General features: G+C 63.6%; 8 protein-coding genes and 1 pseudogene. 6 read left to right on the top strand and 3 right to left on the bottom strand.

Annotation, left to right across the window (positions count from 1 at the left end):
- A pseudogene (locus VN004_RS09720) lies at positions 1 to 123 on the top strand (IS5/IS1182 family transposase); the annotation flags it as partial.
- Here the strand turns inward: VN004_RS09720 and VN004_RS09715 are convergent.
- On the bottom strand, positions 120 to 1,403 hold the full coding sequence (locus VN004_RS09715) for a tetratricopeptide repeat protein (protein ID WP_325609388.1): 1,284 nt from the start codon (positions 1,401 to 1,403) through the stop codon (positions 120 to 122). The pseudogene VN004_RS09720 and the gene VN004_RS09715 sit on opposite strands and share 4 nt — an antisense overlap.
- A gap of 65 nt (positions 1,404 to 1,468) precedes the next feature.
- Positions 1,469 to 2,887, bottom strand: coding sequence for an MFS transporter (locus VN004_RS09710; protein WP_325609386.1), 1,419 nt, complete (start codon positions 2,885 to 2,887; stop codon positions 1,469 to 1,471).
- A gap of 220 nt (positions 2,888 to 3,107) precedes the next feature.
- On the opposite strand from VN004_RS09710, the gene guaB reads away from it, so the two are divergent.
- The 4 genes from guaB to guaA all read left to right on the top strand — a co-directional run bounded on the left by guaB (position 3,108) and on the right by guaA (position 8,022).
- Positions 3,108 to 4,613, top strand: a complete 1,506-nt coding sequence (guaB, locus tag VN004_RS09705) for an IMP dehydrogenase (protein WP_325609384.1) — start codon at positions 3,108 to 3,110, stop codon at positions 4,611 to 4,613.
- Positions 4,614 to 4,639: 26 nt separating this feature from the next.
- On the top strand, positions 4,640 to 5,065 hold the full coding sequence (locus VN004_RS09700) for an MAPEG family protein (RefSeq protein ID WP_325609382.1): 426 nt from the start codon (positions 4,640 to 4,642) through the stop codon (positions 5,063 to 5,065).
- A 25-nt stretch (positions 5,066 to 5,090) separates the two neighbouring features.
- Positions 5,091 to 6,392, top strand: a complete 1,302-nt coding sequence (locus VN004_RS09695) for an RsmB/NOP family class I SAM-dependent RNA methyltransferase (protein WP_325609380.1) — start codon at positions 5,091 to 5,093, stop codon at positions 6,390 to 6,392.
- Between the two features lie 76 nt (positions 6,393 to 6,468).
- Complete coding sequence (gene guaA / locus VN004_RS09690) at positions 6,469 to 8,022, top strand: glutamine-hydrolyzing GMP synthase (RefSeq protein WP_325609378.1); 1,554 nt, start codon at positions 6,469 to 6,471, stop codon at positions 8,020 to 8,022.
- A 626-nt stretch (positions 8,023 to 8,648) separates the two neighbouring features.
- On the opposite strand, the gene VN004_RS09685 is transcribed toward guaA, so the two are convergent.
- Complete coding sequence (locus tag VN004_RS09685; protein WP_325609375.1) at positions 8,649 to 9,299, bottom strand: cupin domain-containing protein; 651 nt, start codon at positions 9,297 to 9,299, stop codon at positions 8,649 to 8,651.
- A gap of 160 nt (positions 9,300 to 9,459) precedes the next feature.
- Between VN004_RS09685 and VN004_RS09680 the strand changes: the two genes are divergently transcribed.
- Positions 9,460 to 11,010: a winged helix-turn-helix domain-containing tetratricopeptide repeat protein gene (locus VN004_RS09680; protein ID WP_325609373.1), complete on the top strand. Its 1,551-nt coding sequence runs from the start codon at positions 9,460 to 9,462 to the stop codon at positions 11,008 to 11,010.
- The last annotated feature ends 178 nt before the right edge of the window (positions 11,011 to 11,188 follow it).

Below are 11,188 nucleotides of genomic sequence, written 5' to 3'. Positions count from 1 at the left end.
AACAAACTCAAACACTTCAGGGCCGTGGCGACCCGATACGACAAACGTGACGACAACTTCCTCGCATCCATCCAACTCGCCTCAATCCGCATATGGCTGCGCAGTTATGAGTCGGTCACCTAACGCACCGCGACGCCCATCCGCTGCAACGCATCGGCCGGCTGCTGGAATGTCGGATCGAGCGTGGCTGCCTGCCGCAGATCGGCGATGGCGGCCTCGCGTGCACCGAGCTTTTCGCGGATCAGCCCGCGCAGGCTCAGTGCTGCGGCCGAGTTGGCGTTAAGCGTGGCCGCTTTGTCGGCATCGGTCAGCGCCTGCTGGAAACGGCCCGCCAAGTAATGAGCCTGCGCGCGGTTGTAGAAAGCGCGCGCAAAGCCCGGTGCGAGCGCGATGGCCTTGTCGTAATCCTCGATGGCGCGGTCGAAGCGGCCCTTGTTACGCCAGACGGTGCCGCGATTGTCATAGAAATTGGGATTGCGCGGGTCGCGTTCGATGGCTTTGTCGAAATCGGCCAGCGCGCGTTCGAATTCACCCTTGGCGTTCCAGGCGGTGCCGCGATTGTTATAGGCGGAGGCGCTGTCCGGCGAGAGGGCGATGGCCTTATCGAAGTCGGCAATCGCGCGGTCGTCGTCCTTGCCTTGCCAGAGCAGACCACGATTGAGATAGGCCAGCGCGTAGTTCGGATCGAGCTTGATTGCCTGCTCGTAGTCGCTCAGGGCGCGTTCGCGGTCGCCTTTATCCGCCTCGGCGATGCCGCGATTGTTATAGGCGGCGACGTCCCTGGGATTGAGGCGGATCGCCTGGTCGTAATCGGCGATGGCGCGATCGAAGTCGCCGCTGCGGCGGTAGGCGAGGCCGCGGTTGAAATAAGCGGCGGAGAGATTGGGATCGACTTTGAGCGCCTGTCCGTAATCGGCAATGGCGCGAACGGTGTCGCCTTTCCCGTCGTAGGCGGTGGCGCGGCCCATGTAGCCCATCAGATTCTTGGGATCGAGGCGGATTGCCTGATCGAAGCTTGCGATGGCGCCGTCGAAGTCGCGCATCGCAAGCTGCGCGTTGCCGCGATTAACGTACGCACGCAGGTGGTTGGGATTGACGCGAATGGCCTCGCTGAAGTCGGCGATGGCGCGCGCATAATCGCCGGCCTTGCCGTAGGCGATGCCGCGATTGGAGAACAGGATCGCGCGGTTCTGCGCGGTGTAGCGTCCGGTATCGAGCAGGGTCGTGCAGGCCTGGGCCTGCTCTTGCGGCGTGGCTGTGGTCTGGCCGGTGCACCGCGCCTCGTTGCTCGCCGGGGCCGCGCCGGACTGTTGCGCCCGGACGGGCAACGGTGCGGCGCCGAGCATCGCCGCCGTCAGGGCGGCGAATCCAAAGCCGGCGAGACGAAAGCGGGGTGGGGGCATGATCCGAAGTTTCTCCGAGGCCGCATTGTAGACCGCTCGTGCGTGGCGATCCTATGGCGGTGGGCCTATCCCATGCGCGGATCGGAGTTTCTTGTTGTCGCAGGAATGCGGTTGGCCATTTCAGCGCCGGCGTTGGCCGGCATCCGGGCGAACAGGAAGGCCGACGTTGCCGCGATCAGCCCGACGAGCAGGAAACCGGCCGGAAAGTCGGCGGCAGTGATCGCCGCCTGGCCCTTCCATCGCACCACGGTTTCAACCGTGAGTGCCCCGATGGCGACGCCGGTGGCGAGCGATACCTGCTGGCCGACCGCGGCGAGCGTGGTGGCACGGCTCATCCGCGCCACCGGGACTTCGGCATAGGCCAGGGCGTTGATGGAGGTGAATTGCAGCGAGCGGAAGAAGCCACCGACCAGGAGGATCGCGATCATGGCGGCAAACGGCATGTCGAACGAGAACAATCCGCACGCCGCGATGAACACCGAGCTAAGCACGGCATTGACGGTCAGCACCGTGCGAAAGCCGAACCGTTTGAGGATGCGGACGGCGGCGGCCTTCATGAACAAGGCCCCCATCGTCGAGGTGAACGTAATGAGGCCGGACTGGAACGGCGTCAGATTGAACCCGACCTGCAGCAACAGAGGCAGCAGGAAGGGCAGGGCGCCGACGCCGATGCGGAACAGGAAGCCGCCGAACAGGCTCGCGCGGAATGTCGGCAGCCGCAGCAGGGTAAAATCGAGGATCGGGGCCTGCACCCTCCGGGCGTAGATAATATAAAGCACCGAGGCGATCGCGCCGCAGCCGATAATCGCGGCGACGATGGGCCACGGGACCAGTTCAAGGCCCGCAACCGACAGTCCGAATGTCATGCCCGCGACAGCGACACCCGACAGCACCATGCCCGCTGCGTCGAAGCCCTCCCGCGTTTCGGAGCGGATGTTCTCGATGTAGCGCGTCACCAGCACGATGCCGATCAGGCCGATCGGCACGTTGATCAGGAAGATCCAGTGCCAGGAGGCATAGGTGGTGATGAAGCCGCCGAGCGGCGGCCCCATCAGCGGGCCGATCATCGCCGGGATCGACACCCAGGTCATCGCATTGACCAACTCCTGACGGTCGACCGTCCGCACCAGCACCAGTCGCCCGACCGGGGTCATCATCGCTCCGCCCATGCCCTGCACGATGCGGGCAGCCACCAGTTGCGCGATCGACCCCGACAGGGCGCAGCCGATCGAGCCCAGCACGAACACGCCGATGGCCGCCCGGAAGACGGTGCGAGCGCCGAACCGATCCGCGGTCCAGCCGCTCATGGGAATGAAGACGGCGAGCGAGAGCAGATAGGACGTGACCGCGAGCTTCAACGCCAGCGGATTGGTGCCGATATCGGCGGCAATCGCCGGCAGCGACGTGGCGATCACCGTCGAGTCCATGTTGTCCATGAACAGAGCGACGGCCACGATCATGGGAACGAGGCGGCTGTGAGTCATGCAGGGTTCGAGGCCGGGTCTGGGGTCATGATACCGGAGACGGTGGATGGACGGTCAATTCGCGTTGATTTTCCTATGAAAGTCGCCTCCGGGGTGCTAACCACCATCGCCAACCCAAAAGCGGTCCCTGAGTCGGGCGAGGATCACGGTCCTCGCAAACCCGCCGATTTTCCTTATCTGGGATTGCATAAGCCCGCGAATGGGCGCGCTGGAGTTGGTAATGGCCGCTATCAACAATTCGGTTCCGCCCGAAGCATTCACTTTTGACGACGTGCTGCTGAAGCCCGGTCCGTCGGACGTGCTGCCGTCGGAGGTCGATGTACGCACGCATATCACGCGGGGGGTCGCGCTCAACCTGCCGATCGTGGCGTCGGCGATGGACACCGTGACCGAATATCAGATGGCCATCGCCATGGCCCAGGCCGGGGGCATCGGCGTCATTCATCGCAATTTCGAGCCGGAGCAGCAGGCGGCCCAGGTCCGGCTGGTCAAGAAATTCGAGTCCGGCATGGTGGTGAACCCGCTCACCATCCACCCCGACCAGACGCTTGCCGATGCTTTGGCGTTGATGAAGGAGCATAATATCTCCGGCATTCCGGTGGTTGAGGGCGGCGGCAATGGTCAGACTGGCTTCCCGCCGGGGAAGCTTGTCGGCATCCTCACCAACCGCGACGTGCGGTTTGCCACCGATACGCGGCAAAAGGTGGCCGACCTGATGACCAGGGACAGGCTCATCACCGTCCGCGAGGGAGTGAGTCAGGACGAGGCCAAGCGGCTGCTGCATCAAAATCGGATCGAAAAGCTCCTGGTGGTGGACGCCCAGTATCGCTGCGTCGGCCTCATCACGGTCAAGGACATCGAGAAGGCGGTCGCCAATCCGAACGCCTGCAAGGACGAGCAGGGCCGGCTGCGGGTGGCTGCCGCCACCACGGTGGGCGACAAGGGGTTCGACCGCACCGAGAGGCTGCTGGAGGCCGGCGTCGATCTGGTCGTGGTCGATACCGCGCACGGCCACTCCAAGCATGTGCTCGACGCCGTAACGCGCATCAAGCGTACCTCGAACGCGGTGCAGGTGGTGGCCGGCAACGTCGCGACCTCCGACGGCGCCAAGGCGCTGATCGACGCCGGGGCGGATTGCGTCAAGGTCGGGATCGGGCCGGGCTCGATCTGCACCACGCGGATGGTCGCGGGCGTTGGCGTGCCGCAACTCACCGCCATCATGGACGCGGTTGAGGCAGCAAAGAAGACGAACACGCCGGTGATCGCCGATGGCGGCATCAAATATTCCGGCGATCTGGCGAAGGCGCTGGCCGCCGGCGCGGACGTGGCGATGGTCGGCTCGCTGCTCGCGGGCACCGACGAGACGCCGGGCGAGGCGTATCTGTACCAGGGCCGCTCCTATAAAGCGTACCGCGGGATGGGTTCGGTCGGCGCGATGGCGCGCGGCTCGGCGGACCGTTATTTCCAGCAGGATATCAAGGACAGCCTCAAGCTCGTGCCCGAGGGCATCGAAGGCCAGGTGCCCTATAAGGGGCCGGTGGCGACCGTGCTGCATCAACTCGCCGGCGGGCTTCGCGCCGCGATGGGTTATGTCGGCGCGCACACCATCGAGGAGTTTCACGCCAAGGCGCAATTCATCCGCATCTCGTCGGCGGGCTTGCGCGAAAGCCATGTCCACGATGTCACCATCACGCGAGAGAGTCCGAATTATCCGAGCCGCGTGTAGCGGCTCTTTGATGACGAGAAGCTGCCATGTCCGTTGCCGCAATCCTCGCGCCGCTGTTCGTGCAGGTGTTGCTGACCCTGGTGCTGGGTTTCGGCCTGGCGGGCCTGCGTGGTCCATTGCTGGTAAGCGGCAAGGTGAAGCCCGAGGACGTGGCGCTGCGCCAGCCCAACTGGCCGGAGCGCACGCTGCAGTTCGGTTACGCCTTCCAGAACCAGTTCGAGGTTCCGGTTCTCTTTTATGTTCTGACGATCCTGGTGCTGGTGACAAAACACGCCGACGTGCTGTTCGTCACGCTGGCATGGATTTTTGTCTTGTCGCGGCTGGCCCAGGCGGCGGTTCACGTCACCAGCAACAACCTGCGGGCGCGCGGTGGATTTTTCGGCGTCGGCGTGTTGGTGCTGACGATCATGTGGCTGATTTTCATTGTCCGCATCCTGGCCGGTTTGCCGTGACGCGATTTGATTCACGGGCTTGCCGATGACGCCTGGAGCGCGGCTTGCCGCCGCCATCGAGATCGCGGCCGATATCGCGGCGCGGCGCAGGCCCGCCGCCGATACCTTGAAGGATTGGGGGCTGTCGCATCGCTTCGCAGGCTCGGGCGACCGCGCCGCCATCGCGGGGCTGGTGTACGACGCGCTGCGCCGCAAGGCCTCGTCGGCCTGGCTGATGGGGAATGACAGCCCGCGCGCGATGCTGCTCGGCATGCTGGTGCGCGAGCGTGGCCTCGATGTCGAGGCCGTGGCAACGCTCGCCAACGGCCAAGGCCACGCTCCGCAAATGCTGAACGATGACGAACGCGCGCGTCTTGCGTCCGCAACGATGGATGATGCGCCGGCGCATGTGCGTGGCGATTACCCGGAATGGCTCGATCCGTATCTGGCTCGTGTGTTCGGCGACGAACGCGCGGAGGAGGGGGAGGCTCTGGCCTCGCGCGCTCCGCTCGATCTGCGCGTCAATCGGCTGAAGGGCATGCGCGAGGACGCCCTTCGCGTTCTTTCCGATCTCGCGCCCGAGCCCACGCGCTGGTCGCCGGACGGTCTGCGCATCAAGCTGGCGGCGGGCGCCAAGAATCCCGCCATTCATGCCGAGCATGCCTACATCAAGGGGCTCGTCGAGATTCAAGACGAGGGGTCGCAGCTAGCGGCTTTGCTGGCGAGCGCAAAGCCCGGCGAACAGGTGATTGACCTCTGCGCGGGTGGTGGCGGCAAAACCTTGGCGCTCGCTGCCGCGATGGAGAACAAGGGGCAGATTTACGCCACCGACGACGACAAGCGCAGGCTTGCGCCAATCCATCCGCGTCTTGAGCGTTCCGGTGCACGCAATGTCCAGGTGCGGCCGCCGAAATCCGTCGGAACCGAACTGGACGATCTCGCAGGCCGTGCCGATCTCGTGCTGATCGATGCGCCGTGCACCGGCATCGGGGCCTGGCGACGCAATCCGGACGCCAAGTGGCGCGTGCGACCGGGTGCGCTCGAGGTACGGACGAAGGAGCAGGCCGCGGTTCTCGATCGCGCCGCCGGCCTGGTGCGGCCGGGCGGGCGGATTGCTTACATTACATGCTCGGTGCTGGACGAGGAAAACGGCGCGCAGGTCCGCGATTTCGTCACACGGCATCCGGAGTTTTCAATCGATGCCCCGGTGGCAGCGGCGAACGCGCTCGGCGAGCGCGCCTATCTGTTCCGTCACGCGGCGTTGCTTACGGACGAAGGCGTGCTGATGACGCCGCGCCGGACCGACACCGATGGATTTTTCGTCGCCATCCTGCGGCGGGCGGCATGAACGTGCGTTACGCTTTCCGGCCTTGCCGCAGGGTGGCTGAGGTTTGATGGCGACGCGGTTGTTTCTAGGACCTGACATGGACCAGCACGACAAGATCCTTATCGTCGATTTCGGCTCCCAGGTGACGCAGCTCATTGCGCGCCGGGTGCGCGAAGAGAAGGTTTATTCCGAGGTTGTGCCGTACCAGAAGGCGGACGAAGCCTTCCGCGCGATGAGGCCCAAGGCCGTCATCCTGTCCGGCGGACCGGCCTCCGTGCTCGATCAGGGGTCGCCGCGCGTACCGCAGGCGTTGTTGGAGGCCGGCGTTCCGGTGCTCGGCATTTGCTATGGCGAGCAGGTCATGGCGCAGCAACTCGGCGGGCGGGTCGAAGCCGGCCACACCCGCGAGTTCGGCCGCGCCGCCATCGAGGTGACCGAGCCTTGCGCGCTGTTTGACGGCGTGTGGACGAAGGGCGGCACCTATGACGTCTGGATGAGCCACGGCGACCGGGTGACGACGCTGCCATCGGGTTTTCGCGGCGTCGCCAAGGCGGCCGGATCGCCGATTGCGGTGATCGCCGACGATGCGCGCAAATTCTACGCGATGCAGTTTCATCCCGAGGTCGCGCACACGCCGGACGGCGCCAGGTTGATCCGCAACTTCGTGCGGAAGGTCGCGGGGCTCAAGGGTGACTGGACCATGCGCGCCTTCCGCGAGGAGGCGATCGAGCGTATTCGCGCGCAGGTCGGCAACGGGCGGGTGATTTGCGGGTTGTCGGGCGGCGTCGATTCAGCCGTGGCAGCCGTGCTGATTCATGAAGCCATCGGCGATCAGCTCACATGCGTGTTCGTCGATCATGGGCTGCTTCGGCTCGACGAGGGCAAGACAGTCGTCGATCTGTTCCGCGGGCACTACAACATCCCGCTGGTTCACGTCGATGCTTCGGCGCAGTTTCTCGGCGCGCTGGCCGGAGTCACGGACCCTGAGCAGAAGCGTAAGACCATCGGTAAGCTGTTCATCGATGTGTTCGAGGCCGAAGCCAAGAAGATCGGCGGCGCGGACTTCCTGGCTCAGGGAACACTTTATCCGGACGTGATCGAAAGTGTGTCGTTTACTGGCGGGCCGTCGGTGACGATCAAGTCTCATCACAATGTTGGCGGTCTACCTGAGCGCATGAACATGAAACTCGTCGAGCCATTGCGCGCGTTGTTCAAGGACGAGGTGCGCGCGCTCGGCCGCGAACTCGGCCTGCCGGAGGTGTTCGTGGGCCGGCATCCGTTCCCCGGGCCGGGCTTGGCGATCCGTTGTCCGGGCGAGATCACGCCGGAAAAGCTCGATATCCTGCGGCTGGCGGACTCGATTTATATCGATGAAATCCGCAAGGCCGGACTCTACGACGATATCTGGCAGGCGTTTGCGGTGATCCTTCCGGTCAAGACCGTCGGCGTGATGGGCGACAGCCGCACTTACGAATTCGTCGTTGGCCTGCGCGCCGTAACCTCGACCGATGGCATGACCGCGGACTTCTATCCCTTCGACATGAAATTCATCGGCCGCGTTGCAACCCGCATCATCAACGAGGTGAAAGGAGTCAACCGCGTGGTCTATGACGTGACCTCAAAGCCGCCCGGCACGATCGAGTGGGAGTGAGGGGGAGATAGTCGTGGCATCATTGCGAACTGCACCTCAATTGACGATATCCCGCGTCGTCGCGCTCGTGTGAACGTGGGGCCTTCGACCGTAGCGAGGCACGGAAAGATCGAGCGTCGACAGGGGGGACTTGTCGAATCGCCATCTCTGCGGTCTGGATGCGCCTCCGGACTGATCCCGCGCCGTCACGTTGCCAATGGCATGGTGCCGCTGACGGCGAAATCGTTGCTATCGTGCGTTAGGCGAATCTCGCGGGAGGCGGATTGACGGCAGCCCAGCTTGGGTGGAGCTTCGCGATGGTGTGCTCGGCGGCCCGCCTGCTGGCAACGATCGCATTTCTTACGACGCCGCGGACGCCTAAGATGCCGCTCCGGGACGCGCTTCACGGGGCGCCGACCTTTGAATAAGCCCTAAGCCTGTGCTCGAACGCCTTCTGCGGGGCGGATCACGCTCTCATCAGCGGAGTTGAGATCATCAGCGGAGTTGAGATCAATATCCATCGGGGCGGGCTCATCTTCCCTCGCTATCAATGCCGTATGGCTCCTTTGCCCGTCTTTCGTTATCTGTCCCTCGGTTCGGCAGGTGCGGCGTTCGAAACGGACTCTCGGGCGACAGAAGCCAACACCCTATTCGAACTTGGCCGGCACTGAGAATGGCTTGGTGGCATCCACCACGAACATGATGAGTGCGGCCAGATCAGTCGTACCAGCGTTGAAGACCTGCATCGACACTCCGGCCATATGACCGTCCATAGTGTGTCCCGCCTCGGCGTAGCTGATGCCGTCGGGCGTCCTCTGGCCCAATTTCCCCGCGACGACGTAGAACGCCTCGGAACCCGGATGCGAATGAACTGGCGTCTTCGCCCCTGGCGGCCCGCTGCCGTAGTTGACGCGCAGGAGATACTCGGGCGCGGATATGGGCGGCACGGGCCCGATCTCGGCCACCTTTGTTCCGCCAGGCGTCGCTGCGCCTTGGGGGCCAAGGGTGAACAACCATACTTTACCGGCGACTTCAGCCGTCAGCGACGGAGACCCGTCGTAGGTGACCGTATCCGGGTTCCAGCGGTACTGTCCCGCGGCGGCCTTGGCCTGGTCCAGCGTTGGGAAATTCTCGACCCGCCAATACAGCGGGCCTTTTGGAAGTTGCTTTATCTTCATCTCGGCAATGGGTTTGACGACATATTTTACGTCCGCCGCCCGGGTCGACAGCGGCAGCAACAGCCCGACGGTCCAGATGACGGCGATCGCTAGCCGCGCAGCAGATGGCAGCCGGTTCATTTCTTCCTCCCGGTGCGCTGTTCAAGCGTCTTGCTGATGCCAGAGAGGATGCGTCGTGTCCTTCAGGACACCTCAATTTTGGCGTAGCGCCACCTCCATTTTTTCTTTGCGGCGCTTGTGCTAGGGTTACGCCGCATGCCGTGGCGAGCGGGATGAAGTGTTGCGCTACTTGTTCGAGAATTGTGAACTCGACATGGACCGCCGCGAGCTGCGCCGCGGTGCGGCCTTGGTGGCGGTCGAGCCGCAGGTGTTCGATCTGCTCGTTCATCTGATCCGGCATCGCGACCGAGTGGTCAGCAAGGACGATTTGCTGGCGTCGGTCTGGCGTGGGCGCGTCATTTCCGAGTCGGCGTTATTCAATCGGATCAACGCGGCGCGTAGCGCAATTGGCGATACCGGCCAACGGCAAAGGCTGATCAAAACCTTGCCGCGCAGGGGCCTGCGTTTTGTCGGCGCCGTTTGCGAGGAGGGATCCCGTCTCGCCGAGGGCGGCCCGCACAAGCCCTCGGTTGGGATTGCCGACAAGCCGTCGATTGCGGTTTTGCCCTTCCTAAATCTGAGCGGAGATCCGGAGCAGGATTACTTCACCGACGGCATTGTCGAGGACATCATCACGGCTCTGTCACGCAACCGCGCGTTTTTCGTCATCGCCCGCAACTCGTCGTTCACCTACAAGAAGAGACCGGTCGATACCAGGCAGGTCGCGCTGGAACTCGGTGTCCGTTACATATTGGAAGGCAGCGTGCGCAAGTCGGGCAACCGCGTGCGTGTGGCCGGGCAGCTTATCGAGGCTGAGTCGGGGCACCATTTGTGGGCAGACCGATATGATGGTGACCTGGTCGACATCTTCGATCTTCAAGATCGGCTCGTTTCGAGCGTCGTGGGAGCGATGGCACCGCAACTTGAAAAGGCTGAAATCGAACGCGCGAAACGGGAGCTGACCAGCAATCCTGCGGCTTACGATCTTTATCTGCGCGGACTCGCGAGCTGGAATCGCTGGTCCAGAGTGGGCAATGCCGACGCGTTGAGGCTTTTCTATGCGGCAATTGATAAAGACCCTGAATTTGCGACGCCCTACGGGTTGGCTGCCTCATGCTACCAGTTCGCCAAGGCGAACGGCTGGCAATCCCAGTTTGACGAGGTAGAAATAGCCCGTCTGACGGAGCGCGCTGTGGAAGTCGGAAACGACGATGCCGTCGCCCTGTGCTGGGCAGGGCATGTCCGCGCCTTCTTCTTCAAAGAAGTGGAACGCGCACTTCAATTGATCGGCCGCGCGCTGGAGCTCGACGTGAACCTGGCCGTGGCGTGGCAGCGCAGCGGCTGGGTCCGCGGCTACGCGGGCGATCCCGATGGCGCGATCGAAAGCCTCAACACGGCGATGCGCCTCGATCCCCTCGATACGCGCGTATTCCTCACGCAGAGCGCCATGGGCTTTGCGCATTTCGTCGCCGGGCGAGATCAAGAAGCTGCGGAATGGGCTGCCATGGCTCTGCGGACGAAACCGAACTGGATGCCTGCTCTTCGTGTGGCAATTGCCTCTAACGCCATGGGAGGGCGGACGGCGGAAGCAAAGATCGCACTTCAGTCGTATGAGAAGGTCGATCCAAACGTAAGCATCCGCAAGATATGTGAGCACTATCCATTTCGGCGACAGAAGGACAGGCAGCGACTTGTGACGGCCTTACGGAAGGCTGGAGTTCGCGAAACATAGTCTCGTTCCGAAGACTCCAGGTCCAGTACTAGGCAATGTGCTGTCCTCATTTGCCGACGGCCTGCGGTGCAGGACTACATAACCGGCGAGGATCAGACAAGCAGCGCGGCATGCGATGCGAGCGGCAAGACCGCGAGTTCGGGCAGCCCCCGCCCGATCGGGTTGCCCTCAGCCCCGC

Source organism: Pseudorhodoplanes sp. (assembly GCF_035565855.1).
Taxonomy (GTDB): Bacteria; Pseudomonadota; Alphaproteobacteria; order Rhizobiales; family Xanthobacteraceae; genus Pseudorhodoplanes.
This window is presented reverse-complemented; position numbering and strand designations above follow the sequence as displayed.